Below are 26,499 nucleotides of genomic sequence, written 5' to 3'. Positions count from 1 at the left end.
CCAAGGGCACAAAGCAGAAAAACTACCCAGCCCCCGCCCCACCTCCGCACCGCCGGTTCCAGATGAAACACTCGAAACGGTGGGGTTGGAGCGATTGTGAGTGGGAATAAATATTGAGGTCAAACACGATACAATCTCATAGAAGTTCAAGTCGTTCAACAACTCTATTACTAGCATAACTGGTATGTAGGACTTTGACCCACTCAAAATGAGATATAAAACCGGAGGACACAGTTATCGCTACTGTATCCGACATTTAAGAAATCCTGTAGTTTTGAATACCCTGTCCAAAGCCGCCATGTAGAGTTGTTGATCCTAATTCATCGCCATCTATCGATACAGAGACCTCAATGCCATCTTCAAATGGAATCCCCCGAAGGACCATTCCCTCAATCTCCTCGTCAAACTCAGTGAGTAGCGTCGTTTGAGCTTGTTCTCCACGGCGGGGCCCGAAGAAGCGTAGCATGACCCCTTCTCGTTCAGTTCTTCCGTTGCACCCACTCAAATAAACGAGCTCCTCGTCAAGAGAACCCACATCTTCAATGAATTCCCCAGTGTCTGATTGGAGGTGTATCTCACTGGTGAGGAAGGACCTTGGTTGGCCGTCTTCTAGTGAGATTGCGCGATCAAATGTTATTAAGATTGATTGATAGGAAAACTCTGGTTCTCCCCAGTCGGGTTCTGCTAAATTATCAGTGACGGAATTCAGGTACGCCTTGCCGTCCTCTTCACTCGGTTCTATTTGTGTGTTTTCCATCCACTCATTAAACGAGGTTACCATTGCCATACCTCGAGCCCCGAATTTTCGCAGTGTGGTACACTGGTTTTCGAACGAACCTAAGTCTCGCTCTACTGGCGGAACGCGAGAATTATTTCCTTGAGAAACACTAGCATCTCGTCCAGGAGATATCGACGGAATAAAATCTATATCAAGCGCATCTGCTGCCATCGCCCACCGGCGTTGGTTTGCTACTGTAAGTTCGTGGAACCGCTCCATGTACTCCTCATCCGTGGATATAGAATTGTAATCGAGTACTGCGTCAAATGGCTCAATCTGATGTCGCTGTATCGCCGGTTGCCTAGTATAACTCACGCCGGACATGATATATGGGTCGACATCGACTGCCGCCTTTGCTTCGGCAAACGCTCCAGAAATATCACCAGTATAAATATTCGCATCCCAGAAATACATCGTTGGACGGTTGTCGATATGCAAATAGCTGTCGTGGCCAACCTTGGTATCTTCCCAGTGCTGAAAACGGGAAACCAAATTGCTGCGAATTTCGGGATCATTAAAGTCATATTTCCCATTTTCATTTTGTTGGCTAGGTGCGAATCCAAAAAGGATCGTGAAGTTCATCTGATCTGCCAAATCCGCGTCAAACACAACGTTTCTTATAATTCGGTCGATTCGAGTATCAGGTGCACCATTGTTGAGCCGCCACCAGTTGATGCCGTGCTCCAAAGACCATTTCATATGTTGATTAATAATTTCGACGTCTCGAGAGTCATAGGCACCTAACAACGGCGAATGGGCTATATCCGAGAGCCAGCCTTCATTTTCGACGGGATTGTTTTGTCCGGCCCACCCTTCATCACCGTAGTACCACGAATAGTACTGTGCCCCAACGAGTCGACCATGATCCAACGATTCGACAACCGTGACCTGCCCAACTGGCACGTGGTTTATTGATAATTCTCTGTCGCCTTCTTGGTCGAATTCGTAGGTGAAAGAGATTTCCACACTTTCACTGGGTTCTAATTCGACGTCCCTTGTCGCTTGTACTAGCTCGTCTACAAGCAACTGTACAGACTCAGAACCAGCCTCATCGCCGTTGTTCGTGATTTCGAACTGTATTTCAACGGGTTCTCCAACTAGAATTGATTCGGCGATATCAGGTCGGTCCACATTGACGCTCGGATCATTGATCTCGAACTCTGCCCCGGAGTCTGAAGATGATCGTTCGGCATTTCCACCCCGATTATTGTTCGTGTTAGAAGTTTCATTTGGTCCTGTGGTTTTGGTACCTGGGCTTTCATTATTTGTTCTGCTACATCCCGCAAGAGCAGAGAGTCCCGCGGCACCGAGGAGCAGACGACGTCGATGACACGTTGGTGTGTCGTGTTCTCTAGCCATATTGTTGAACCGATTACATTGATATTAAAAGTTAGGGCGATGACATACCACAGTCCGGTTAATTGATGAGGATACTACCTAGGTTTACTGCAAAGGAACCCAACCCCCCTTCTAAGTCTGACTTCCTAGAGTCACACTTCGACAAATCCGGTTCCCCGAATATGCACACGAACTGGAGATCGCCGTGTGTACACAGCCCCGACCATCGTCGCCTCGACCCGCCACTCCGTTCGACTGGGCGACAAGAACCGGGCGATTCACGCCGATATAGGGGTTCCAGTCACTCGAAAAAAAACTTGGATTCTGGGGGTCGTGTGTACGAGACGACCATGCGAATCCGAACTGACGGTGACAAAGCGTATCGACGAGACGCTATCGAGAAAGCAAGCCGTGATCTTCAGGGCCACCGGTAAGATTGGAACTGTTCGCGAGTAGAAGGTGGAGCAACCCAAGGTGACGACTGTGGTTGGAAATGGGTCTGGGTTGCTTCAACCGGACAGACCCCCTATCTGTCCATCTTGACTTACTTACGTTCAAACAATATCACTGGTGCCTTCGATACCATGGCCTATGCGAAGTAGCCACACCCCGATAGGACTGCACAACCGGTCGCATAATACCGAGTGAATCCGAAGTGAAATGCAATCCGTCACATGCCGAACTGTCTCAGCGGCAGTGTTCAAATAAGGATTAAAGGGCGAGGCGGAGCGGATTTCAAGTCACAATACCAAAAAATATCAGCCTCAACGACTCTTTAGATGAGATTGAGTTCGGTTTTGTGAAGCGGAGAAAACACTAAAGCTGTTTATAGGACCTCTATTTGTCCATATTTTAATTCCTCTCGTTTTCAAATACTTTTTTATTTTCGTACTAATTGGTGTTGGCCGCGTCAAGCCCACTGTTCACAACTGGGTTCACAAGACAGAACGAACCGCCCGAGGACGAGCAATCACCGGATCCAAAAACCAACGAATTACTGTATACGAAACTTGAGTCGGTCAGGACAAACATGCACTCCTACGCGTTCTTCACGGGACTACTCAAGAAATACGACGGCTCCACGCCGCTGAAAGACGTCTGTAACCGTCACGACCTCTATTTCCACTACGAGAAACACGTGAACCGAACCAGCTATAAATATTATATTCTATAGAGGAAGACAGTACTAACGGTTTCTAGAACTATTTTGTTCCTGCAGTGCAGAAACTACTGACCAGTGGCTAAACCATTCACCTTCTCATGGAATCAGTTAATCTGGACACGATCCGGCGGTCAGGAAATACTTCTAAGACACTGGGCTGATACAGCCTCAGTATGGAAGACACTCAACTAGAACGAGCTCTCGAATTCGTCACTGCGAACCGTGACCGCTTCCTCGATGATCTATTCGAATTGCTGTCCCAGCCATCGATTAGCACGACAGATACTGGAATCGATGCGTGTCTCAGGCTCATCACTGACGTTCTTTCCCAGTATGGTTGCACCTCCTCACACATCATCGAGACAGACGGACATCCGTCTATCATCGCCCACTGGCACCCCGACGAAACGAGTAGCCTGTCTCGACCTACCATTCTAATGTATGGTCACTACGATGTCCAGCCAGCGTCGGCTGATGAATGGACAACGCCACCGTTCGAACCAGTGCTCAGAGAGGGTCCGGATGGGAAGCCTCGAATCTACGCTCGAGGAGCTGGGGACAACAAAGGACAGTGGTTTACCCATCTCTGTGCCATTCTCGCGTATCTTGAGACCGGGACACCACCTGTCAATGTCACGCTTCTCCTCGAGGGTGAAGAGGAAAGCGGTAGCCCGAACATCGAACAGGTCGTCCAGCAAGCCAGTGATCTCTTGGCTGCGGACGTATTTTACATGGCTGATGGGCCAATCGACCCGTCCAATCGGCCGCACGTATTTCTCGGGTCCCGAGGAATGGTTTACCTCCAAGTCGATATCCGTGGACCGGATCGTGACCTCCACTCCGGTAACTTCGGGGGGCCGGTCCCGAACCCCGCATGGGAAGCCGTCCACCTACTCTCATCGATGAGAGACACTAATGGTTGGGTCAATATCGACGGGTTTTACGCGGATGTACGTGACGTGACCATGGCTGATCGTGGGCGCCTCAACGAAATCCCCTTTGATTCCGAGGCAGTAAAGCAAGACCTCGGTATTCGAAAATTTGCAGCTGGTCCGGGCGAATCCTACTGGGAAAAACTGATGTACCATCCAACGCTGAACGTTGCGGGACTGACGAGCGGCTATGGCGGGGAGGGAAAGAAGACTATCATTCCTTCGACGGCGCAGATAAAAATCGATATGCGACTCGTTCCGAATCAGGATCCCGACACGATCTTCCAGCAGTTCACTGACCACGTCAACGAGCATTGCTCGAACGCCGTTACAGTCGATGTTTCGAGACTCAGCTCTACCGCCGCTCACCAGACTCCAGTGGATTCGGAGTTCACCGAGCCTATCCTCCGTGGTGTTCAGTTGGGATGGGGCGTAGAACCGATTCTCAAGCCCTCTCTTGGTGCCTCTGGTCCTGATGACGTGTTCGCTCGGGCGCTTGATCTCCCATGTTTCATCGTCCCCTACGCTAACAGCGACGAGAATAACCACAGTCCAGACGAAAACCTCTCAGTACGATGTTTCGAGAACGGGGTCAAGACCACGGTACATGTTCTGGACCAACTTTCCAAAATGAGCGACTAGATACGTTTGTCGATTGGCGTACGCCCCTCCGTAGGGCACCGAAGCTCAGTTAATTTAAAAATTCACACGATGAGCTATTTTCCGTCGCGCGCTGACTACAACGGTCCATTCTGGGGACAGAATCAATTCAGACAAGACCGGAGAGTTGGCTCGAAGAGAGATACTGGAAGAAGAATTCAATTAGCCAATAAGGTATACCCAGGGGAAGAGCTATACGTCGCCTCAACCACACGTAGAGATATGCAATTCGGCCTCGTCCTCCCGACGGAGCGGGGCGCGAGTCACGACGCCTCAGCTGCTTGGGAGACAATCGAACGACAGGCGGAGCTCGCTGACACCGGGGGGCTGGACTCGCTGTGGGTGGGCGAACACCACTTCGTCGATAATCTATACTTCGACAACTTCCAGACTCTCTCGTTTCTCGCGAGCATCACAGAGCGGGTCACTCTCGGAACGTCAGTCTGTCTCGCACCCCTTTATAATCCGGTTCGACTCGCCGAACGGGTTGCGAATCTCGACGTGCAGAGTGACGGCCGAACGATCCTAGGGCTCGGACTCGGCTATCGCAAACAGGAGTTCGACGTGCTCGGAGTCGACAGGTCACGGCGCGTCCCAAGGTTACTCGAAACCCTCGACCTCTTGGAGCAGTGCTGGTCCGAGGACGACAGTGCCTACGATGGCGAAGAGTTTTCGTTCGAGTCAGTTACAGTGAACCCCAAACCCCTCCAGGACGGGGGTCCCCCGATCTGGCTCGGCGGGAAGAGTCGGGCATCTCTCAAACGCGCTGCCCAACTGGGTGACGCCTGGTTGCCGGCTCCGAGCTACACGGTCGATGATCTCGAACAGTGTTACGCGGTCTACGAAGAGGCATTCGACGATGAACCGTCGACGCGTCCTCTCTGGCGTGAAGTCTTCATCGACCGCGACCATGAGCGCGCGGTTGAGCGTGCGAGGGAGTCTCTCGTTGGGAAGTACGATAGCTATTCGAGCTGGCATCAAGAATCCGGACAACACGATGACAACTCCGTCGAGGAGCGATTCGAAGCCTATCACGAGGGCCGGTTCCTCGTCGGGACCCCCGACGAGGTGATCGCCGACCTCGAGACCTACCGCGAGCGGTTCGGGACCGACCACCTCCTTGTGCGAACTCAGTGGCCCGGACTTGCCGACGATGCTGCCGAGACATCGCTTGAGCTGTTCCTCGACGAAGTCGTTTCCGAGTTCGCGTAGCGTCGCGTTCGAAACGGTCATACAGCCGACGCTCTCACCGGGGTGAGCCGCCGTTCCCTACAGGCGTCATCGGCAGTGATACCTATCCTGCCTGCCACCTTCGCTTACGAGATCACTCGGCACGTAGAACCGACTGTAACCGAGAGCACGGGTCTCTGACTGGGTTTTGAGCATTGATTGTTTATCACTATAAGTTCAATTCTCGTGTCAATCTCTTGACTGCCAAATGACAGCGAAGGTGGTTAACTGGACAGTGGTGTATCTGTTTATTAATCAAACCTCTGTAACTACTGTGTTGGACATGACGAGAACACTCGTGATTCCGAGTATTGCACCGCCGAGTCCGAGACTCGTCATGGTCCACTGAACTGCAGTCTGGAATCCAAGTATGGGATTAAACACTGAGACAACTACCCCAATCCCCACAGGAGTGAGTGTGGCCCCGATGCGGCCAATACTCTCAGCGATACTGACCAGCCCACCACGGTACGCCTCAGGAGCCATTTTAGTGGCTGTGCTTCGATACTGGGCGAGCGTAATACCAAATCCAGTACCAAGAAGAGTAGCCCCAAGTACCCCGGTCCTGAACTCTTGCGTTAGAGTTACTATAATAAGACCGAAGCCGAGACAGGCATTTCCAGCGATGAGCGACATTTCCATCCCGTCGAGCGCGTCCCTGATTCGTCCGGCTTGGGTCGCTACGAGTGCGTACGTCATGCTTGTCACGCCTACCAGGATTCCTGCCTGAAGCGGTGTTCCACTCCGGAGCTGGACTGTGAGAACCGAGTTGTACGTGAGGAATCCGATGTAGATGCACACAGGAATAACGCGAGCGAGGAGGAAAGCCCCGACCTTCACTTGGGTTAGGAGTTTGAGAATCTTCCACAAGTACTGATCGTCAGAGTTGTTCGTACGCGCCGCAATCGGGCGGTCACTCGATGCTAATGGCTCCTCGAACCAGAGGAATACGACGACTGCGATCGGGATGGCGATGCTATAAATCAAAAACGGATACTGCCACGCAATCACCACGAGCACCCCTGCGAGGACGGGGAACACCGTTGCTGTAAGACCGGAGACCCCAAACCGAAGACCCTGGCCGGTGGTCTCCTGTCCACCCTCGTACATGTCGCCGATACTCGTGATGAGGACCGGGGTAATGCAAGCAAGACCTGCCCCCTGGAAGAACCGAAGTGCGAGCGCGACATGGAAATCAGCAGTCAGAGCTATACTGGACCCGGTGACTCCAAACAGAACGAGTCCAAACACCAGGATAGGTTTCCGTCCGTATCGATCTGAGAGGGCCCCTGTGAGTGGGATAATGAAGATACCCGGTGCGGTGAATACGGTGATGAGCAGTCCGATTTCAGTTGACGAAACACGGAATGGTGCAGTAAGTGAGTCAAGTAGCGGTGAGAGCAGGGCTGTCCCGAGGGGGGCTGCAAGGTTCGCCAGTAGAACTAGTTGAAAGTCACGATTTGCGATGATGTCGTAATCCTTCCCAAACAGGACCGCCAACCGAGAAAAATAGTCCATTCGGTGGTGGTAGTGGTATCAGGTTATTCTTCGGGAATGTCCACATCGGGGTCAAGCGCATCACGGACCGAGTCGCCGAGGATGTTGAAACAGATAATCGTCGTCGCGAGGGCGAGCGCGGGGAAGACCGTCACCCACCAGACGTCGATGAAGATGAGATCACGGCTGGCGGCGAGCATATTGCCCCAACTTGGCGTCGGAGGCTGTATGCCAATCCCGAGGAAGCTCAGCGCAGCTGCGAGAATCATCGCTGACCCAATCCGATATGTGAACATCACTAGAAGCGGGGAGAGAACATTTGGCAAGAGTTCACGGAGGAATACGTGGGCATGGGATGCTCCTTCAATCCGGGAGAGTAAAACGTAGCTCTTCCCCTTCTCCTGAAGCACCGCACCCCGCGTAATACGGGCGAACCTGGGCATGTAGATCACGCCGATAATCAGGATTAGCTTCCAAAAGTTCGTCAACTCTACGGGACCGATCGAGATTGCGTCGTTCCCGAAGATTCCCATTACGGCAATTCCCATTACGATGGCGGGAAACGACATGATGACGTCCATGCTGCGCATGAACACCTCGTCCAGCCACTCGCGATCGGTGTAGCCGGCGACGCCTCCAATCGCAGTCCCGAGCGTCCCTGCGAACAGCACAGATAGGATGCCGATAGCAATCGAGTAACGGCCACCGACGACTACCCGCGACAGCACAGACCGTCCAAGCTGGTCCGCACCGAGAAGAAACTCCGCCCCTGGCGGTGCGCGGATTGAGCCATAATTCTGCTCAATCGCTCCCCGGGGGAGCAGAAACGGACCGATTATTGTCACTAATAGGACAACCCCCAGTAATACAAGCGCACCCACACCGAGCAAATCGTGCCGGAAGTGGTGCAGGAGCGTCTGTAATTCACTCCTGTACTCCTCAGTTTCGGATTCGAACTGTTCCCTCCGTTTCTGGACGAAATCTCGCTCAGTGTTGTCTTTGGTACTCATATCAGTCACCTCTCATTCGAATGCGCGGATCGAGATAGTAGTACAGGACGTCCACTACGAGGTTCGCAGTGACGAAGACTAGCGCGATGATTAGGACTGCCCCCTGAATAATAGTGAAGTCACCATCGAAGACGGCATTCACGAGAAGCCGTCCCAGTCCTGGGATTGCGAACACTATCTCAGTGATGACGACGCCAGAGATCAGAATCGAGATCGACATGCCGATCGTGGTCAGAGTTGGGATTACCGCAGGCTTCGTGATATCTTGAAGCACGACCTTGTATCTGGGGACTCCCATCGCCTTCGCAGCTTTCACGTGTTCTTTGTTCATCATCTCGAGGAGATCGCCTCTGAACATCCGCATGACGATCGCCGTGAACAGGAATCCAACCGTATAAGACGGCAATATCATATGTTTAAGATACGTTCCAACGCCTTCGCTCAATGGGACGAATCCGCCGGCCGGCAGCCACTCAAGATGGACGGCGAAAATCAGAAGCAGGAGGATGCCTACAACGAAATCAGGAACTGAGATTCCCAACACTGCGTACACGCGAGCAATATGGTCCTGGATTTTATTCCGGTTGAATGCGGAAATAAACCCGAGGGACCCGGCCAAAATAACCATCCACACGACAGCAAAGATGGCGAGCTGGCCTGAAATCACTATGCGGTCATACAGCAGGGTGCTTACCTGTTGATCCTTGACAAGGGACTGGCCTAGGTCCCCAGTGAGTACGCTCGTCAACCAGTCGACGTACTGTACATGCAACGGGCGGTTCAGCCCCATAGATTCCTCCAGCTGCGCAATCGCCTCAGGATTTGTCGTCTGGAGCCTGGCGATTGCCGGTGACTGCGGGGCAAACGCAACGAAGATGAAAGCCAGTACTGACACCCCAAACAGTATGGGGATCGTGAGCAATAGCCGCCGAATTAAGAGTGCTTTGAGACTACGTGCCATACTTTTACCTCGTGGAGTTGTCTGCTTTATTGGGGTCGTTGATACCGACTCTCGCTATCGATATGTAGTTTTCGGTCATTTTACTCATCATGTTTGTGGCACGCTGAACAGTGGTCGTTACCCTGAATCGGCCACTCCGAGTTCGAACTACTCTCGGTGAGTTCCGGATTAACCTCGTCACAGACACTCCCGATATACTGTGGACAACGAGTGCTGAACCGACAGCCTTCAGGCGGGTCACTTGGGTCAGGCAGTTCTCCAGGGAGTTCGACACGTTCCATTTGGATGCTCGGATCAGGGACATGGATCGACGACAGCAGTGCCCTCGTGTATGGGTGTGCCGGGCGCTCGAACACGTCTTCTGTATCTCCTTTTTCAACAATCTCTCCCATGTACATGATATGGACTCGGTCAGAGATCGTGCGAACAACACCTAGATTATGAGAGATAACCAGAAGCGAGACACCCATCTCGCTAGTCAATTTATCAAGTAGATTGATGATCTTCGCTTGAACACTCACGTCTAGACCGCTGACTGGTTCGTCAGCGATGAGTAGCTCAGGATCGCTTGCAAGTGCTCGCGCGATGGCGATACGCTGTTTCTGTCCTCCGCTAAACGTTCCGGGATGGCGGTTCTTTACGCTTGGATCAAGCCCGACCTTTGTCAGTAGTTCATTGATTCTTTCGTTCGTATTGTTGTTGCCGTTCAGTTTCAGCGGTGTCGCCAGAATACTCCCGACCGTCTTCTTCTGATTCAGCGACTCAGAAGCATCCTGGAAGATCAACTGAATCGGACTCGTCCTGACCTTCTCAGGGGTCATCAGTTCTCCTTTAAATCTGATTTCCCCTTCGGTCGGCTCATGGATACCAATCAGCGTCTTCGCGACGGTGCTCTTGCCACAGCCGCTCTCGCCGATAAGGGCCAGCGTCTCATTCTTCCCGAGATGAAATGACACATCCTCGACTGCCTGGATAGTCTTTTGCTCACCGAAGATGCGATCAATGCGACCGCCGCTCGTGAAGTACTTCTGGAGGTTCTCGACCTCCAGCACCGCTCTCTGGTCTGATTCAAGCGTTGTTTTCGACATTGGTCACCTCCTCGCGAAAGTGGCATGCACTCTGATGCGTCTGATCGTCTAGAACAGTCTCTGTTCCGGGGGCTTCCTTCCAGCATTGTTCGTCGGCGAACGAACAGCGGGGGGCGAAGTAACACGCGTCCGGCAAATCGATAGGTGTCGGCATTGTCCCCTCAATCGTCGGGAGCTGGCCACGACCCGCCTTATCGGGTCGCGGTACACATCCGACAAGGTCCCGCGTATAGGGGTGTCCAGGGTGCTCGAATACGTCGGTTACGTCCCCTTCCTCGACTAGTTTCCCTGAGTACATGACACCGATCCGGTCGCAGTGCTGGGCAACGACTCCCATGTTGTGAGTGATTAGTAAAATCGTTAGATCTTCGCGCTCCTGTAGGTCCTCGAGTAAATCGAGAATGTTCGCCTCGATCGTGACGTCCAGATTTGATGTCGGCTCGTCGGCGATTAGAACCGATGGGTCGCTGATCAGCGCCATGGCAATCATCACTCGCTGACTCATCCCGCCGCTGAACTCGACTGGGTAACTGTCGAGCCGGGACTTTGGATCCGGAATATCGACCCGCTCCAGGGCGTTGACGATCTCCTCAGTCTCCTCCGCCTTTGAGTACTCCTCATCAGTATGGCTCCGCAGAACCCGACGGAGCTGTTGCCCGACGGTCAACACTGGGTTCAGCGCGGCCTGTGGGTCTTGGAATATCATCGATATCTCGCTCCCACGTATCGTCCGCATCTCTTTTTCGGGGACTGAGAGGATGTCACGATCCTCGTACACAACCCGTCCGCTCGTGATCGAGCCCGGGTCCTCGATCATTCGCATAATCGCGCGGCCGACGGTGCTCTTTCCTGCACCCGATTCGCCAACGAGACCGTACATTTCTCCCGACTCGATATCAAAGGAGACGTCGTCCACCGCGAGCAGCGGGCCTCGTTCGGTAGCATACCTCACGGAGATGTTCTCGACCCTTAACGATCGCATTACTACACTACTGAACACAGGCCGATATAAAAGCACTGGTGGGTGAACACTCAGCTGTCGACGACTATGAGGTATCGAACGGTCGCTCCCAGTGGGAGACCTCATTCGTTTGCTCGCGTTCACGGAGTTTCTCCTTCTGTATCTTCCCCGTCGGCGTGTACGGGAACTCCTCAACGAATTCCACGTACTCGGGGACTTTGAACGAGGAGAGTTCGCCCTCAACGGCGGCCACGACATCCGCCGGAGCGAGGTCCGCGTCCGGTGTCTTTCTCACGAGTGCCTTCACCACTTCTCCGTAGAACTCGTCGGGCGTCGGGATAATCGCCACTTCATCGACTCCGTCGAGCGACTTGATCACACCCTCCACCTCGTGGGAAGAGATGTTCTCGCCGCCACGACGAACGATGTCTTTCTTCCTATCGAGGAAGTAAACGAATCCATCTTCGTCGACCCGGCCGTAATCGCCCGTGTAAAGCCAGCCGTCGCGGATCGCCTCCGCCGTCCGCTCGGGCTGGCTGTGATAGCCATTCATCAATCCTGGCGAGCGCATGATTATCTCCCCTTTCTCCCCGATTGATTGCTCGTTGCCGTCCTCATCAACGACGCGAATCGCTTTCTCCGCCGGTGGCAATCCGACGCTCCCGACCCGTCGCTTCGCTGGGTCAGTCGGGTTCAACGTCAGCAGCGGGTCCTCGCTCAGGGAGTACCCCTCAACGACACGCAGGTCGAACCGTTCCTCGAATGGCTCGATTAGCTCTGGTGGGGTGCCGGCTGAAAACACCAACTCGACTGGATTATTTGTGTCGTCTTCCGCTTCGGGCAAGTTGTCGAGCATCTTCAGCATGCTCCCCATAGCATTGAATTCCGTCGCACCGTGTTCCCGACACCACTTCCACCAGCGCGAGGTGGAGAATTTCTCGCGGATTACTGCTTCAGCTCCGGCAGCGGCCGCACCCAGGGTCGTGTAGACTTGTGCGTTTGCGTGGAACAACGGCAGTGACGTCAGCAGCGTATCCTTGTGTGTCAATCCCATCCGCTTCTGGAAGTCGATGGCACTCGTGGTCCACCCGTTGTGGGTTCCCTCAACCGCCTTCGGTGGCCCAGTAGTTCCGGAAGTGTAGACGTGGACGGCGACCGACGACGACGCGCCAGAATCGGGATCGAACTTGATCGGCTCGCAGCTCGACGCCTGGGCTGGCAGGGAATCGTGCTCGCTCTCGTCGTCGACAACAAGGATGCGCTCGACGCTCGAATCGCTCGCTGCCGATTCAACCACATCCAACAGGCCGCTCGTCGTCACAAGCACCCGCGGGTTCGACAAGTTGATGGAATGTTCGAGTTCGCGCACCGTGTACTCCGGGTTCGACGGTGCGACGACCGCATCGAGGTAGCACGCCCCGAAGAAGGTGAACAGAAACGACGGGCCATTGGGCAGAAACACGCCAATCCTGTCGTCGGCCTCAATGCCGTACGACGAGAGGGCACTGGCGTATCGTCGTGCGCGAACCCCGACCTCCCGGTATGTGTACTCCGAGTCGGAGAAGGTAAGAAACGTCGCGTCTGGTGTTTTGTCTATCCGTCGCTGCAAGAGTGTCTCGATCCGCATACATCCACCGGCGTTCACTGGGAACTTATACATTTCGCCGACAGAGACCGCCGGAGGAGTGACGACCCGGGTCCCGCGTTTCAACTCGTTTGAGACTGTCTACACGTCGATAACCACTTTCCCGATGACATTCGCGGCCTGTGCGTGCGCGAGCGCAGATTCTGCGTCTTCGAGCGGGTACGATTTTGCGACGATCGGGCTCACGTCACCAGCGTCCAGCAACGTCGCGAGGCGGGTGAGCGCACGCCGGTGAATATTCGACGAGGACATTATCGACGAGAAGCGGAGATCGACGCGGTCGAGCATCGCATCGAGGGCCTCTGTCGCCGACAACACGACCGACCCCCCGGTCCCGATGACGGCGATCGTGCTGTCTCGCCCGACGACACGAAGGTCCGCAGCCAGGTTCGCGTCAGCGTTCGTCTCCAGCACAACATCGGCTGCCCGCCCGCCGAGAGCATCCTGAAGATCTTCTCCTAGGCTGTTGGACCGGTAGTCGACACCGACCGCGCCGAACTGCTCTACGGTTTCGATCGGCTCCCCGCCCCTAGCCGTCGCGACGACGTGACAGCCCGCGGCGACTGCAATCTGGACGGCGATGTGTCCGACCCCGCCGGTTCCACCGTGAATCACACAGGCATCCCCGACGGTGAGGTTCCCTTGATTGATGAGTGTCTGCCAGGCAGTCGCACCGACGAGAGCCGACGCCGCTGCATCAGTAAACGTGACACCGTCCGGGAGTGCTGCCAGCCGATCCGCTGGAACGGCAGCGAACTCGGCGTACGTACCGGAGTCACCCCAACCGAATCCGGTGCCGTACACCCTGTCATCGAGGTCGAACGAATCGACGTTCCCGCCGACGCTGACGACGCGCCCAGCCAGGTCGGTCCCCATCGTTTGTGGCAACGGCTGCTTCTGCGGTAATGCCCCCTCCCGCAGCTTCGCGTCGACCGGGTTCACCCCGATTGCTTCGATCTCGACCAGTACATCGTCCTCGTCCGTCGTCGGTCGCTCGACAGTCTCGAGCGCCATTACCGACTCGTCTCCGTACTTGTGGTACCTAACCGCTTTCATAGGTGTTATTCAGCAGGATGAGTCAAAAAGCTTCACTCTGAGAATTCTCGTTGTAGTGGCCGGCGAGCCCACGAACTTCTTTCCCGAGTAGTTCGACGTCGCGGCCCGTGGCAGTATATAAATACTTCCTACCCGTTCTCTCGTGTACATGACGACGCCTCTTGAGATTAATGTACCCAAAGAGTTCGAGTACGCGTACGGACCGAGTACTGTCCGGTACGGTGCTGGCTGTGTCGAAAGTATCGAGACCGTGCTCGCTCGTGCGGACGTCGAGCGGGCACTGGTCGTTACTGGGAAAACGGTCGGTAAGACGCCCGCTGTGATCGACCCCGTCACCGAAGGTGCCGGTGACCGTCTCGCGGGCGTCTTCGCAGAGACGACGCCGGAGAAGTCAATCGACACCGTGCTGGCAGGCGTTAAGCGGATGGAGGCAGTCGACGCCGATGGCCTCCTCACACTGGGCGGCGGCAGCAGTATGGACGTAGCCCGCGCGATGAGTGTCGTCGCTGCAGAAGACGGCGAGCCGCGGTCTTTCCACGCGCAGGTCGGCGCGGACGGGACCGTTGAGTTCCCCACACTCGACGAACCGAAACCACCCGTATTCGCGGTCCCGACAACGTACTCGGGTGCCGAACTAACCAGTGCCGCGGGGGTGAACTACCCCGCCACAGATGATGACGGGGGGGTTCGTGAAGGACCAATCTATGACCCGAAAGTCGTTCCACAAGCACTATTTTACGATCCGGAGCTCCTCGCGAGCACGCCGGAACGCATCCTAACCGCCTCGGCTATGAACGGGATGGACCACGGAATCGAGATGTTGTACTCCAGGCACGCGAATCCACTTACCGACGCCGTCGCAATTCATGGACTACGCATTCTCGACAACACGCTACCACGACTCGCGGACGCCGACCACGATACGCTGGGTGCAGCCGCTGTCGGCGTATACCTAACCTCCTACGGGTTGATTGACCCGGTTGCAAATGCCAACAAATACAACATTATTCACGCGTTCGGGCACATCATCTCCCGACGGTACCCGATCCAGCAAGGCGCCGTCCACGGAATCGTCGCCCCACATGTTCTCCGGCACCTATTCACTCGTGACATCGTCGAAGTGACGCCGCTTGCCAGAGCGTTCGGCGTGACCGACGCGACGAATCCGGCCGCTGCCGTCGTCGAGCGTGTCAGGGCTATCCGCGACGCGCTCGACTTGCCCGACGGCCTCAAACCCGTCGAGGGGGTCGAACGGGCCGCTTTACCCGAGATCGCCAACGCAATTACGCAGGACGTCGGTCTTCAGAATGGCCCGACCGGGTTCGAGCCGACCACCGCAGACGTCGTCAAGATTCTCGAAGCGGCCTGGTAGTCAGTAGCTGAGCGGTTCGAAAGAGAGCCGTTGGCCGGCTCCAGCCTCCTCTGCGCGCTGGTACAACATGTTCGCGACAGCGACGGTCTCAATGCCGGTGCCACCGCTGTCAAAGACGGTGATTTGTTCGGAATCCGTCCTGCCAGGCACCTTCCCGGCGATGACCTCACCGATCTCAGCGTGGACGTGCGCGTCAGTGACGACACCAGCATCCTTTGCGGCGAGGAAAGAGCCGGCGTCTTGGAATGCCCGTGCACGCAGGTCGGGCACATACCGGGAGCGGGCGATAGTCTCGGAGTCGAGTTCGCGACTGTACGGGGAGTACTGACCCATCGCCGTGACGTGGGTCCCAGGTTCGAGGAGCGCCCCATCGAACACTGGGTCGGGCGAACGCGTTGCCGTAATGACGATGTCGGCCGCGTCCAACGCCGCTGCGGGTGATTCGACAGCCTCGACAGCCGCGTCCAACGCCTCGTCGAACTCCGAGGCGAACGTAGCGCGGTTCTCGGGCGTCGGCGAGTACACTCTCACCGCGTCGAGGTCCCGGACATGCGCGGCGGCCCTGAGCTGTGCGGCAGCCTGCCCCCCGGAGCCAAATATCGCGAGCGTGTTCGCATCCTCGCGAGCGAGCGCATCAATGCCAACCGCACCAGCAGCGGCGGTCTTCGGTGGATTCATCGCCGCTCCGTCGATCAACGCGAGAGGTTTCCCGCTCTCGGCGTCAAACAGCGGAGTAAGAAACCAGGGGCCCCCTGAGGTGAACCCGGCGGCATACACGTACCCACCCATAACGCCCTCTCGCGGAAGGAGCGCGAAATAGCTGTCCAGCTTCCCGACGGGGTCGTCTCGACGAAGCGAGAGTCGTGGTGCTGCATCACCGCCCCGGCCCCTGTCTTCGAACGCGTCGATCGTGGCCTCAATGCAACGTTCCGGCTCAAGGTACTCTGCGATGTCATCCCCTGCGAGAAACAGTGGCGTCGCTTCAGTTGCAACCATATCCACTGAACATGCCGAAACAATATAAACCCCACCAACGGAAAGCCGCGCCGACGACTCGGAGAGTCGATTATCCCTGCCAGCTGAGCTCTCTGAGCGCTTCGCCGGGGTTCTGGGCGCGCGGATGGTGCCAAACATCACCCAGCTCCGCGCGGTAGGCCATCATACTGTCGACGACACCGTACACGAGCATTGGCATCTCCTCGGCGAAGATTTGGTACGCTTCGCGGTAATTTTCGCGACGCTCCTGGGGGTCGGCGACAGACCGGCCCTCAACCATACTCTCGATGTAGGCGTTATACGATTCCGGATCCTGTTCCTCCCATCCACGGCTGAAGTTTGCCCACCGACCGTTCTCATGGATCGACTGCCAAGCCATGTTGTCTGGGTCGTCGTCGTTACGATACTCGCCAATGTTTGAAGTGAAGTTACCCTCCGCGATGTCACCATACATGGCGGAGTACTCGGTGCTTTGCAGCGAGAGGTCTACACCGATCTCACCCCACATTGATTGGACGACCTGAGCCATGGTCTCGTAGGTTTGGAGTGTCGCGGCGTGCATCGTGAGTTCGAACCCATCGCCGTACCCAGCCTCCTCAAGGAGCTGCTGGGCACCTTCCGGGTCGTAGCGGTTCATCTGGTCGATATCCTCATAGTAGTACCACGAACCCGGTCGTCCGACAGTCGACGTTGGCGACCCGAATCCTTCGTATGCCGTCTGAATCAGCGCCTCTGCGTCGACGGCCTTCCGAAGGGCGCGCCGCACACGGTTGTCGCCCAACGGCTCAACGCTGTGGTCCAACGCCGAGAACAGGAACATCGGCGACGCGCGGGTATCAGTCACGACGCCATCGGTATCCTCAAGGTTGACCAGTGTCGCTGCATTGATGAACGGGTCGAGGTGAAGCTCACCGGTCTCGAGGCGGGCCGACCGCGTACTCGCTTCGGGGAGGATATCGACCTCGACGCGCTCAAAGTTGGGAAGACCCTCCTCGTGGTAGTTGTCGTACCGTTCGAGGACCAGTTGATCACCTTCGCTCCACTCGACGATCTCGTAGGGTCCGCTGCCGCCCGGGTGCCCCTCCGTTCCAAAACTGTCGGGGCCGACTTCCTCCCGTACGTTAGGGTTCGCAAGCGGCATGTAATATGCGACGTACTGCTCGAGAGGAGCCCATATGTCCTCGAGGTGGAAGTTGAGCGTCGAATCATTGTCGACTGACGCTCGCTCCAAACCGCCCGCGACGAACGTCTGTTGGCCCTGAGCAGACTCTGTTTCGGGATCCAGCCAGTAGTTCACCTCGTCTGCAAGGAGCTGTGCGTCAACCGCGTCGCCGTTCTGGAACTCGATTCCGTCGCGAATTTGGAACTGGACAATTGTCTCACCATCCTGCTCAAGCCACTCCCAGTCCTCCGCAAGGTCGCCCGTGATGTACTCCTGCTCCTCTTCAGAATCCCACGCGACCTTCAGGAGTGAATTATACGAGAGGAACTTCCAAGCGTGTCCCGTCGTCTGGGTGATGTCCCGAGGATCGAGTGTCTCGAGCGTCGCCTCGGAGGTGTAGTAGAAGGTCTCTTGACCCCCTCCGTTGCCGTCGTTATTTCCATTGTCGTCACCATTGCCGTTACCATTCCCATCGTCGTTGCCATTATCGTCACCATTGTCGTCGCCACCACCAGAACAGCCGGCAACCATCACTGAGCCGACCAGTCCACCGTACTTGAGCAACGATCGACGATCCGTTGTCTGTTGGACCATACCACGATAGATACTATCACTCTATAATAATCTTTCCCCTGGGTTGGCGGGTTTATTGGCTGAATCGGTTATCAAGTGCGCTCAGATTAAACGCGGCTTGATTGTATACCGATGCCCCGCCAACGCGGGATAATATTAAATACAGACTTCGAGATATGCTAGCATGGACGGGACCCCGCCAACGAAGGAGCCTATCGGCGTATATCCTGTATCGGAATCGGACGACTCGGTGTGCTCAAGTACCACAATCCCCTGGATCGACGTCCATCAGCACACGCAGTCGCTCACCTGGAATGAGAGGGAAGCGTTCGACATCAGCGGCTGTCGTGCCACAGTGATGATTGCGGCAAGTTACTACTGGTCACCATACCGTCCCGTCTCCGCCGAAGATGTCCGCTTTCTCTGGGACGACGCAATCCGCCGGGCGGCCCGATTCAACGACTCGCACTTCTACGAGCAATACCTCGCAATTGGTATCCACACTTGGTCACGCGTCACCAACCCGGAGTCCGCGCTCGCTCACCTCCCTGATTACTGTGACCTAGACGCTGTCGTCGCCGTCGGTGAGACAGGGATTGATTCCTCCCAGCACACCCTCCAGTGGGATCTAGATGAACAACGCGCAGTCGTCAGAGAACAGTTCAGTATCGCCGACGACGCCGGACTTCCCGTCATCGTTCACACACCAGGTGGAAAAGACACCGTTAGCGATCAGTACACAGACTACTACGAGGAACTTGACGCGGACTTTCCGGCAGCGCACTTCGAGCCGGAGACTGCAAAGCGCGCAGCGCTCGGGATCGACCTCGAACTCGTCGACGAGGTCGGGATCTCTGAAGAGCGAGTGCTCATAGACCACGCCGACGAGACGATTGTTGCTGACGTCCTCGAAGGGACCAACTGCTATCTCGGATTTAGCGTCGGTTCCCCCTGGTTCAGAGGTGTAGACGCGAACCTTGTCGCCAGCGTCATTGAGGAATACGGCTCCGAGCGGATTATCGTCGACACCGACATGCTCGGTGCGATGAAACACGATCCCTACACAATGAAGCGCCTTATCTTGGACCTTTCCCGGCTTGGGGTCTCCCATTCAGACATCCGAAACGTCGTCTACGAGAATCCTCAGGATTTACTCGGTTTCTGAGACAATGCGCGGTTTGTAAACGTAGGTTCGCGTCCATCTACGGCCCGGTATGTCAGATGACATTGCGAAACAGTTTTCTAACATCACGGTATGTTCACACATGGCAAATGAAGGTGCAGAATTTCGGCCAGCAGCCGATGGTAGAACCAACCGTACTCCGTGATAGTCTCGCAGTTCACAGGTCTGGACCGCGGAGGAATGAACGATGACCGATGTTATCGAGAGGCTCGTATCGGACCTCGAAAAAATGGGAATCGAGTACGCGTTCGGATTCCCTGGAGGACGAGTCATCGAATTCATAGAAGAGCTCTCTTCTTCAGAGATCACATTCGTTCGGGCAAGAGACGAACGCGAAGCAAGTTTCATGGCGGAGGCGTATGGTCGCATTCACGGAAAGCCGGCTGTTCTGACTGGGCAAGGACCTTGGATTGGTTCGACCGGTGCTCAGGGAGCGATGGAGGCGCACTTCGGCTCCTCGCCACTCCTGATAATCACGGATGCGTCGGAGCGAGGTGACTACGCACCGCTATCCCCATACCAACAGTCGCGAGGAGATTACGGTGGAATGTCCCTGCCAAAGATCTTCGATTCATTCACGAAAGAGTGGTGGTACGCAAACTCAGGGGCCGACGCGATTCGGTGTACCCAACTTGCATACAAACACGCGACAGCCGGGCGACCAGGACCAACGGCAGTGATACTCGATGGCTCCGCCGTCGGTGCCGATCTGCCGGAGGATTCGATACCGCAGCTGTGGGATCCAGCGAGCCAGACGCGGAACTGGCGCTCACGCCCGCTCAAAAGTGACCTTGACGCCGCTGTATCCGCGCTCGAAACTGCTGATCGACCAGTCATTATCGCGGGGAACGGCGTTCACGCCAGCGGCGCACACGAGGAGCTTGCCGCCGTTGCCGAGGCCTACGACTGCGCCGTAACGACGTCTTTTCTCGGTAAATCGACCATTGCGGAGACTCATGACCTTGCTGGCGGCGTCATCGGCGCGTTCGGACAGGAGGGGGCGAACCAGCTCGTCAGCGACGCTGACGTACTTCTTGTCGTCGGTTGTCGCCTCAACCCTAATGACGTCAACTGGGGTGCACCTTCGTTCATCCGTCCGGAAGAACAGACGATTATTCACGCAGACATCGACTCTCGGAATGCGGGCTGGGTGTACCCAGCCGATGTCGGGCTGATCGGTGATGCCGCCGAATCCCTTCGCGAACTCGTTGCTCTTGGAGAACGAACAGATGACGATGCTAGCGAGCGTGCGACAGAGGCAAAGGCATCATTCGAACCGAACATCGACAACGTGGACGAGCTCGTGCCGACGACCGCTGTAAAAGCCATTGAATCAGTGGTTGACGAAGATACGTACGTTTGCTCCGATGCCGGCAATAACCGGATGTGGCTGTTCAACTACTTCAAGTCGAAGTCGCCACGGACCTTCTTCGGTCCGGGCGGTCTTGGCGTTATGGGCTGGTCCGCACCAGCAGCGGTTGCGCTGGCACTGACCACCGAAAACGACGTGGTAAGCGTTTCCGGTGATGGGGGATTCGCAATGACGATGACTGCTGTCGAGACCGCTGTCGAACTGGATGTTGCGCCGACATTCCTCGTGCTCAATGACGCCGCACTCGGCTCGGTCCGTGACTTCGAGACCCAGCGAGGCAGCATTCATGGTGTGCGTTTCAACCGGATTGAGTACGCCGAGACGGTCAAATCATTCGGCGCGAACGGCGTCTCAATCACGGAGCCGTCCGAACTCGAACCTGCACTGGAAGATGCCATGGCAAGCGACGTTGCGACTGTCCTGGACGTCCGCATCGAGGGCGAGCACGATGTCTTCGGCGACGACGGACTGCAGTCCTCCTTCTATCGATCAATGAGTGGCGGCCTCCATGAGTGACCGACTGAGCTCACTCCCGGGGGACTTTGTTCGCCGGCGCTGACGTCCGTCCAAGTGCCGTAACATGCAATAGAATGTGGATGTGAGACTACGGCGGAACCGCACAGATGTATCCGCCGCCGTCAGTCTGAGTGGGTGACAGTAGCCAGCGTTTGTTTCGGGTTACTCGGAGACCGCGTTTTCGTCCATGCGGACGACCTTGTCGTTCATGTCGTCGTAGACGAACGCCGCGGGGAACTCACGGTGGTCATACACGCCTTCGGTCTCCCCGAGGAGTTGCTCGATTCGCGGGACCCGCGGCCGGCGGAGTACACCGATGTGGGTGTGAGGTTCGTCACCGACGACTTCGACCTTGTTCTCAGCGCCGGCAGGAAGATAGATGATGTCACCAGGTCCACCCTCGATGGACTGTTCGTTTCCGTCGTTGTCCTTGTAGTGCCAGACGCAGCGCCCTTCGATGTTAATCAGAATCTGGTACATCTCCGGGCTGTGCGTGTGCCACGGGATGACGTCGCCGGGTTGCCCCGTCGTCCACGTGATGATGTTGTCGTTGGTGAGGATCGGGGTCCGTATCGCGGCTGCACCTTCGTCGTCCTCGTCCATGTCGCCTGACTCGTCGATTATCGGTGCCTCATCGACGTTGATTCGATACGCTTTCTGCTTAGGCAGCGCAGAGTAGTCTATTTGAGCCATTACAATAAATCGTACTGCTTCAGAAGTATATAATTCTATTGGTTGGAGGCGGAAATAAATTGGTTAGATGAATCTAAGTGGCCGCCTGTTGGGCAGTGCGGACAGTGCTGGCAGTTACGCGTGTTTCGAGTGTCTCTACGTTTCCAAGCCGTTCGCCGACCCCTGCAAGAGGTGGAGCGCACGGTTGGCAGACTCCGAACAGCTTCGGGAGTTACTCGGTTGAGACAGCATCATCGTCCATGTGGCGAACCTCATCGTTGTCCGTGTCAATCCGCAAGCCGACATGGGACTCCGACAGTTCCCAGGGGTCGTAGGTATTCTCAGCCTCGCCCACGAGTTGTTCTACGCGCGGGATCGGCACCTTCGGATAGATACCCATGTGCGTGTGGGACTCGTCACCGACGACTTCAACCTTATTCTGCGCGCCTCCCGGGAGGTACACAACGTCGCCCGGTCCCGCTCTAATCGACTGCTCATTCCCCTCGTTATCCTTGTAGTGCCAGATACACTCTCCCTCCATCGTGAATAGGACCTGGTAGAGGCTCGGCATGTGCGTGTGCCAGGGAATGATGTCTCCTGGCTCGCCGGTAGTGAAAGTTACGTGGAAATCGTTCGTGATGACTGTTTCCCGTATCTCTTGGCTGTTCTCCTCGTTCGAAACCGATCCGGGCTCGCCGATCACCGGGCAGTCCTCCGCTTTTACTTTGTATGCCTGCTGGTTCGGGAGGACGCTGTAGTCAATCTCACTTGCCATGCGACTTGGTAATTAATCCCGCACGTAATAATGGTTTCCGTGGTCAAGTGTCTGACCCGGTTTACAACTACCCTCAGACAATCCCACGTCATCTATCATGCTTCATACGAGGTGGAGTATTTCCGGGGGCAGAGACAAGGAACAGCTCGGATAACTACCTCTCTCCTCGTAGACAACAGATTAATTACACCACGAATCTGCAGCATAGATACCACAGTTCGTTGGTACTGCCGAACAAATCCGGAAGATTAGCCCAGAAGTGCATTATGTGAACAGCTATCATGGTCTGCACTGACAGCCACGAATCAAGGAAATGCCTATGATGTTTACTTGTGTTTAAACTTTTCTCAGAGAGAGCTAGTCGATTGTTAATATTCCCCATGGACGAAGTCTAGTGCTTAAACCACCATAAGATCGGTTAGAGCCCCTGAGAAAGCCATTATTCTGTTTAGACAAGTGGTTTCTTCGTGAATTAATTTGCTTAACGATTATTTTCCCGCGGGACTCCCAGTACTCCATTCGGTCACACCGAAATTGTCATATATAGTCATCTACAATAGACCCTATAGGGATGACAAAAGAAGGGCGAACGGTACAATCGGACGAAAGGCTGTTCGAGATCATGGCGATCCTCCGAGAGAACAACGGTATACGGATCACCGAAATAGCTGAAAAAGTTGACCTTGCAAACAGTTCGGTCCATTCACACCTGGTCACGCTCGAACAGGCTGGGTACGCGCGGAAAACACAAGATGGGTATCATCTGGGGTTGAAGTTCCTCGAGTACGGGACTGAGGCACAACGACAGCAGGAGTTGTACGCCTTCGGAAAAGGTGTGATTGACGAGTTAGCGGCTGAGACCGACGAAAAAACTTGGGGAATCGTCGAAGAGAACAGACAAGCAGTGTACGTGTACGGTTCCCAGGGTGACCGATCCATCAAGACTTACACGAGCATCGGTCACCGGACCCATCTCCATCATCTCGCTGCAGGAAAGGCGATCCTTTCACAGTTGCCAGCCGGGCGGGTCGAAGAGATTGTCGAATCGGAAGGGCTGCCTCAATACACGCAATACACAATCACTGACCAGGCCGAGTTAAAGTCAGAACTGGAAGAGGTTCGGGAGCGCGGCGTTGCGTTCAACCTAGAGGAGTCAGTCGAGGGTCTGCACGCAATCAGTGCCCCCATCCAAGGTGAAAACAGGATACTCGGGGCTATCAGCGTCTCTGGCCCGGCACACCGGCTTTCCAAAGAAAGGCTCCAGACAGATCTGAAACAGAAGGTCCTCGGAGCGGCGAACGAACTCGAGATCAATATCCGCGCACATCCCGACAAGGGCCCCCTGTTCGAAAGCGACCAGCGATAATCGTGGCTCCTCGAGGAAGGGTTCCAGTCTCCCGACGATCTGTTCCAATCCTCACTGCAATCGGGTCTCTCCGCTAAGGCGCTACCTGTCGGCAGGGGTCAGGTGAGGGTACTCGTCGAGTGCGGCAGCGTCTTCGGGCAACAACGCAACGACGAGGCACTCACTGTACCCGTCGAGATATTCAACGAGCGTCGCGATCCGGTCTGCGTCGATCGCCTCGACTGAGTCCAGTAACATGAACGGGACCGTCTCGTACACGTCGTGGGCGAAGTACCCTGAGAGGGCGAATATCAGACCAGTCACTTCCCGTTCGCTCTCGCTCAGATTCTCAACCGTATCCTCGTAGCTGGTACCGTTTTCGGTCTGTCGAACGACGTGCAGGTCGAACACAGTTTTGGTTACCTTCTGGCGGCCCTCTCGGACCTCGGTCTCACGTCGCTTGAGCCAGATGCGGTCCAAGTTATTGTACTCCAAGAGCTTTAGAATCTCTTCCATGTGTTCGTTGAACTGCTCGATCGCCTGTCGTTCAATCCTGTCGATTCGCGTTCGCAGATCTTTGATGTCCCCGTTTAGCTCCTCATGCTGCTTTTGTAGATCTTCTTCTCGTCCTAGACGCTCCTCAATGCTGCTGACGTTGTCGGTTACGCGCTCGAGGTCGGTCTCGAGCTGTCCGAGGTCGTACTCCAGCTGGTTGGCCTCTTTGTGAAGGTCGAGCACCTCCTCGTACGCTTCGTTTTCAAGCTCTGTGACCTCCGATTCGAGTGCCTCAACTGCCTCCTGAAGCGTCTCTCGCCGCTCGGTGAGCGTCTCGATTCGGCTTTGGGTCTCGTCGATTTCAGTATCGAGTTCCTTCAACCGTTCAGTCAGTCGTTCTCTCCGCCGCTTCTGCTTCTGGAGTTCGTTCTTTCGGTCAGAGAGTTTGGCGATTTCATCGTCGAAGTCGCTGGTCCGTGCAACCAGGTCCTGACTGACTTCTTGTAGCGTCTCGACGGTCGTCTCAATCTGGCTCTTCTCGACCTCGCTCCCGCAGGTCCAGCATGTAATCGTACTGTCGGGGAGCAGTTCGTCCGTGACGGTCCCCCCGTCTTCATCGTCATCAAGGACTGCCTGTAAGGAGGACTCGTTCCCGTCTTTCAACCGTTCCTCGTTAAAGCCAATCGCACTCTGAACTTTGTTCAGTTCGGCTTCTAAATCCTGCTTTTCCGATCGTAGGGCACTAATCCTCGATTCGAGGTCGGTCACCGACTCGGATGACGCCTCAGGGAGCTCCTCCAGTTCTCGCTGTACCTCCTGCTTTTCACGCCGGAGTGAGCCGAGGCTATTCTGTTCAGTTTCCAGCTCGTACCGGACGTCTTCGAGCGACGATCGCTTCTCGCGGAGAGCTTCTAACCGCTGTTCGACTTCATTTGTCTCCCCGCGACTTTCCTCAACAGTGGCGTCGTGGTTCTGAATCTCCGCCTCAACCTCCTGTAGCTCCGCTTTCGTTTCCTCAATCTGTTCTTGGAGCTCCGTTCGCTCCTGTTCGAGTGATGGGAGTCGCCTCTTGAGATCGTCGAGATCATCGAGCTGTTGAGAGACCTCGCGCCGCCTCTCCAGTAGACGGTCAATCTCCTGTTGGATCTCCTCAGTGTCGACTGGGCGCATGATGATTTCCCGGAGGTCGGCCTCCGTGACGATCGCCCTCCGTGCTGGATTTGACTCCAAGAGAAACGCGAATAGGTCCGCGAGCGTCGCATCCGAGAGGTAAGGGTTGCCAGAGGTGCGAATCGTTCCGTTCTTCCGGACTAGCGTCCGCTCGTATGTTTCACTGTCTATCGTCATTTCGACGGACGCTCGATCAGCGTTTGCCTTGATCGAGAAATTTTCACTCCCGTTGGCGGCCATAATAGCCTGGAGCAGAGAAGTCCGGTTCGTCGCGTTGCGTCCCGCCAGTACAGTGACACCCGGCTCGAAAGTGAACTCCGCCGAGTCGATTCCGCCAATGTTTCTGATTTTTAACTTCACGTCAGATTGGACGTGTTCAGTCATCATACTCCCCTCTCTCCCAGACCCTACATTAACACTGTGGTGCCACGCGGTACACTAACAGCATTAATTTTGTTATCCTAATCCAGGGATCAACTGCCATAACAAAATTAATACTGTTATATCTGTTCTCTCCTCTCAATCGAGCGAGGAGTGGGGAGCAGTTGTA

At 55.4% G+C, this 26,499-nt stretch carries 20 protein-coding genes; 7 read left to right on the top strand and 13 right to left on the bottom strand.

The features are described 5' to 3' along the window. Positions 1 to 256 precede the first annotated feature (256 nt). Entirely contained in the window at positions 257 to 2,137 is a 1,881-nt protein-coding gene (locus NO345_RS18580) for a CARDB domain-containing protein (RefSeq protein WP_256301758.1), read from the bottom strand. A 65-nt stretch (positions 2,138 to 2,202) separates the two neighbouring features. Between NO345_RS18580 and NO345_RS20005 the strand changes: the two genes are divergently transcribed. The 3 genes from NO345_RS20005 (at position 2,203) to NO345_RS18570 (ending at position 6,082) form a co-directional block, all read left to right on the top strand. Further along, the gene (locus NO345_RS20005; protein WP_438266779.1) at positions 2,203 to 2,550 is read left to right on the top strand and encodes a DUF7692 domain-containing protein; all 348 of its coding nucleotides are present in this window, start codon (positions 2,203 to 2,205) and stop codon (positions 2,548 to 2,550) included. 901 nt (positions 2,551 to 3,451) lie between these two features. After that, positions 3,452 to 4,852: a M20/M25/M40 family metallo-hydrolase gene (locus NO345_RS18575; protein WP_256301757.1), complete on the top strand. Its 1,401-nt coding sequence runs from the start codon at positions 3,452 to 3,454 to the stop codon at positions 4,850 to 4,852. Between the two features lie 240 nt (positions 4,853 to 5,092). Beyond that, positions 5,093 to 6,082 (top strand): LLM class flavin-dependent oxidoreductase, encoded by a 990-nt coding sequence (locus tag NO345_RS18570; RefSeq protein ID WP_256301756.1) that lies wholly within the window; start codon positions 5,093 to 5,095, stop codon positions 6,080 to 6,082. 273 nt (positions 6,083 to 6,355) lie between these two features. Here the strand turns inward: NO345_RS18570 and NO345_RS18565 are convergent, their stop codons facing one another. The 7 genes from NO345_RS18565 to NO345_RS18535 all read right to left on the bottom strand — a co-directional run bounded on the left by NO345_RS18565 (position 6,356) and on the right by NO345_RS18535 (position 14,318). Then, positions 6,356 to 7,600: an MFS transporter gene (locus tag NO345_RS18565; protein ID WP_256301755.1), complete on the bottom strand. Its 1,245-nt coding sequence runs from the start codon at positions 7,598 to 7,600 to the stop codon at positions 6,356 to 6,358. A 41-nt stretch (positions 7,601 to 7,641) separates the two neighbouring features. Continuing rightward, entirely contained in the window at positions 7,642 to 8,607 is a 966-nt protein-coding gene (locus tag NO345_RS18560) for an ABC transporter permease (protein WP_256301754.1), read from the bottom strand. 1 nt (position 8,608) lies between these two features. After that, positions 8,609 to 9,568: an ABC transporter permease gene (locus NO345_RS18555; RefSeq protein ID WP_256301752.1), complete on the bottom strand. Its 960-nt coding sequence runs from the start codon at positions 9,566 to 9,568 to the stop codon at positions 8,609 to 8,611. A gap of 80 nt (positions 9,569 to 9,648) precedes the next feature. Next, the gene (locus NO345_RS18550; protein WP_256301750.1) at positions 9,649 to 10,656 is read right to left on the bottom strand and encodes an ABC transporter ATP-binding protein; all 1,008 of its coding nucleotides are present in this window, start codon (positions 10,654 to 10,656) and stop codon (positions 9,649 to 9,651) included. Further along, complete coding sequence (locus tag NO345_RS18545; RefSeq protein ID WP_256301748.1) at positions 10,637 to 11,638, bottom strand: ABC transporter ATP-binding protein; 1,002 nt, start codon at positions 11,636 to 11,638, stop codon at positions 10,637 to 10,639. The genes NO345_RS18550 and NO345_RS18545 overlap by 20 nt, the downstream gene beginning before the upstream one ends. 64 nt (positions 11,639 to 11,702) lie before the next feature. Further along, positions 11,703 to 13,244 (bottom strand): class I adenylate-forming enzyme family protein, encoded by a 1,542-nt coding sequence (locus NO345_RS18540; RefSeq protein WP_256301746.1) that lies wholly within the window; start codon positions 13,242 to 13,244, stop codon positions 11,703 to 11,705. A gap of 99 nt (positions 13,245 to 13,343) precedes the next feature. Beyond that, entirely contained in the window at positions 13,344 to 14,318 is a 975-nt protein-coding gene (locus NO345_RS18535) for a quinone oxidoreductase family protein (RefSeq protein WP_256301745.1), read from the bottom strand. A 148-nt stretch (positions 14,319 to 14,466) separates the two neighbouring features. On the opposite strand from NO345_RS18535, the gene NO345_RS18530 reads away from it, so the two are divergent. Next, positions 14,467 to 15,690 (top strand): iron-containing alcohol dehydrogenase family protein, encoded by a 1,224-nt coding sequence (locus tag NO345_RS18530; protein WP_256301743.1) that lies wholly within the window; start codon positions 14,467 to 14,469, stop codon positions 15,688 to 15,690. Here NO345_RS18530 and NO345_RS18525 read toward each other — a convergent pair whose 3' ends face one another. Then, a complete protein-coding gene (locus tag NO345_RS18525; protein ID WP_256301741.1) occupies positions 15,691 to 16,686 on the bottom strand; it encodes an ornithine cyclodeaminase family protein in 996 nt (331 codons plus the stop codon). 70 nt (positions 16,687 to 16,756) lie between these two features. Continuing rightward, the gene (locus NO345_RS18520) at positions 16,757 to 18,442 is read right to left on the bottom strand and encodes an ABC transporter substrate-binding protein (protein ID WP_256301739.1); all 1,686 of its coding nucleotides are present in this window, start codon (positions 18,440 to 18,442) and stop codon (positions 16,757 to 16,759) included. Between the two features lie 163 nt (positions 18,443 to 18,605). Here NO345_RS18520 and NO345_RS18515 point away from each other — a divergent pair, with 163 nt between their 5' ends. Together NO345_RS18515 and NO345_RS18510 are read left to right on the top strand one after the other, a co-directional pair. Then, positions 18,606 to 19,586: a TatD family hydrolase gene (locus NO345_RS18515; protein WP_256301737.1), complete on the top strand. Its 981-nt coding sequence runs from the start codon at positions 18,606 to 18,608 to the stop codon at positions 19,584 to 19,586. A 205-nt stretch (positions 19,587 to 19,791) separates the two neighbouring features. Beyond that, positions 19,792 to 21,492: a thiamine pyrophosphate-binding protein gene (locus NO345_RS18510; protein WP_256301735.1), complete on the top strand. Its 1,701-nt coding sequence runs from the start codon at positions 19,792 to 19,794 to the stop codon at positions 21,490 to 21,492. 162 nt (positions 21,493 to 21,654) lie between these two features. On the opposite strand, the gene NO345_RS18505 is transcribed toward NO345_RS18510, so the two are convergent. Beyond that, positions 21,655 to 22,185 (bottom strand): cupin domain-containing protein, encoded by a 531-nt coding sequence (locus tag NO345_RS18505; RefSeq protein WP_256301733.1) that lies wholly within the window; start codon positions 22,183 to 22,185, stop codon positions 21,655 to 21,657. A gap of 211 nt (positions 22,186 to 22,396) precedes the next feature. Beyond that, positions 22,397 to 22,939, bottom strand: a complete 543-nt coding sequence (locus NO345_RS18500; protein WP_256301731.1) for a cupin domain-containing protein — start codon at positions 22,937 to 22,939, stop codon at positions 22,397 to 22,399. Between the two features lie 571 nt (positions 22,940 to 23,510). Here NO345_RS18500 and NO345_RS18495 point away from each other — a divergent pair. Next, a complete protein-coding gene (locus tag NO345_RS18495) occupies positions 23,511 to 24,305 on the top strand; it encodes an IclR family transcriptional regulator (protein WP_256301729.1) in 795 nt (264 codons plus the stop codon). Positions 24,306 to 24,386: 81 nt separating this feature from the next. On the opposite strand, the gene NO345_RS18490 is transcribed toward NO345_RS18495, so the two are convergent. Beyond that, entirely contained in the window at positions 24,387 to 26,336 is a 1,950-nt protein-coding gene (locus NO345_RS18490; RefSeq protein WP_256301727.1) for an archaea-specific SMC-related protein, read from the bottom strand. Between the last annotated feature and the right edge of the window lie 163 nt (positions 26,337 to 26,499).

The organism is Haloarchaeobius salinus (assembly GCF_024464185.1).
Lineage (GTDB): Archaea > Halobacteriota > Halobacteria > Halobacteriales > Natrialbaceae > Haloarchaeobius > Haloarchaeobius salinus.
Note: the sequence above shows the minus strand (reverse complement) of the source record. Positions and strands in the feature narration are given on the sequence as shown.

Bases quoted from the DNA above. Each gene is read 5' to 3' on its own strand.
- NO345_RS18500 (WP_256301731.1), bottom strand. From the start codon at position 22,939: ATGGCAAGTGAGATTGACTACAGCGTCCTCCCGAACCAGCAGGCATAC.
- NO345_RS18575 (WP_256301757.1), top strand. From the start codon at position 3,452: ATGGAAGACACTCAACTAGAACGAGCTCTCGAATTCGTCACTGCGAAC.
- NO345_RS18515 (WP_256301737.1), top strand. From the start codon at position 18,606: ATGGACGGGACCCCGCCAACGAAGGAGCCTATCGGCGTATATCCTGTA.
- NO345_RS18495 (WP_256301729.1), top strand. From the start codon at position 23,511: ATGACAAAAGAAGGGCGAACGGTACAATCGGACGAAAGGCTGTTCGAG.
- NO345_RS18530 (WP_256301743.1), top strand. From the start codon at position 14,467: ATGACGACGCCTCTTGAGATTAATGTACCCAAAGAGTTCGAGTACGCG.
- NO345_RS18520 (WP_256301739.1), bottom strand. From the start codon at position 18,442: ATGGTCCAACAGACAACGGATCGTCGATCGTTGCTCAAGTACGGTGGA.
- NO345_RS18540 (WP_256301746.1), bottom strand. From the start codon at position 13,244: ATGCGGATCGAGACACTCTTGCAGCGACGGATAGACAAAACACCAGAC.
- NO345_RS18525 (WP_256301741.1), bottom strand. From the start codon at position 16,686: ATGGTTGCAACTGAAGCGACGCCACTGTTTCTCGCAGGGGATGACATC.
- NO345_RS18510 (WP_256301735.1), top strand. From the start codon at position 19,792: ATGACCGATGTTATCGAGAGGCTCGTATCGGACCTCGAAAAAATGGGA.
- NO345_RS18570 (WP_256301756.1), top strand. From the start codon at position 5,093: ATGCAATTCGGCCTCGTCCTCCCGACGGAGCGGGGCGCGAGTCACGAC.
- NO345_RS18545 (WP_256301748.1), bottom strand. From the start codon at position 11,638: ATGCGATCGTTAAGGGTCGAGAACATCTCCGTGAGGTATGCTACCGAA.
- NO345_RS18580 (WP_256301758.1), bottom strand. From the start codon at position 2,137: ATGGCTAGAGAACACGACACACCAACGTGTCATCGACGTCGTCTGCTC.
- NO345_RS18550 (WP_256301750.1), bottom strand. From the start codon at position 10,656: ATGTCGAAAACAACGCTTGAATCAGACCAGAGAGCGGTGCTGGAGGTC.
- NO345_RS18560 (WP_256301754.1), bottom strand. From the start codon at position 8,607: ATGAGTACCAAAGACAACACTGAGCGAGATTTCGTCCAGAAACGGAGG.
- NO345_RS18490 (WP_256301727.1), bottom strand. From the start codon at position 26,336: ATGATGACTGAACACGTCCAATCTGACGTGAAGTTAAAAATCAGAAAC.
- NO345_RS18535 (WP_256301745.1), bottom strand. From the start codon at position 14,318: ATGAAAGCGGTTAGGTACCACAAGTACGGAGACGAGTCGGTAATGGCG.
- NO345_RS18555 (WP_256301752.1), bottom strand. From the start codon at position 9,568: ATGGCACGTAGTCTCAAAGCACTCTTAATTCGGCGGCTATTGCTCACG.
- NO345_RS18505 (WP_256301733.1), bottom strand. From the start codon at position 22,185: ATGGCTCAAATAGACTACTCTGCGCTGCCTAAGCAGAAAGCGTATCGA.
- NO345_RS20005 (WP_438266779.1), top strand. From the start codon at position 2,203: ATGAGGATACTACCTAGGTTTACTGCAAAGGAACCCAACCCCCCTTCT.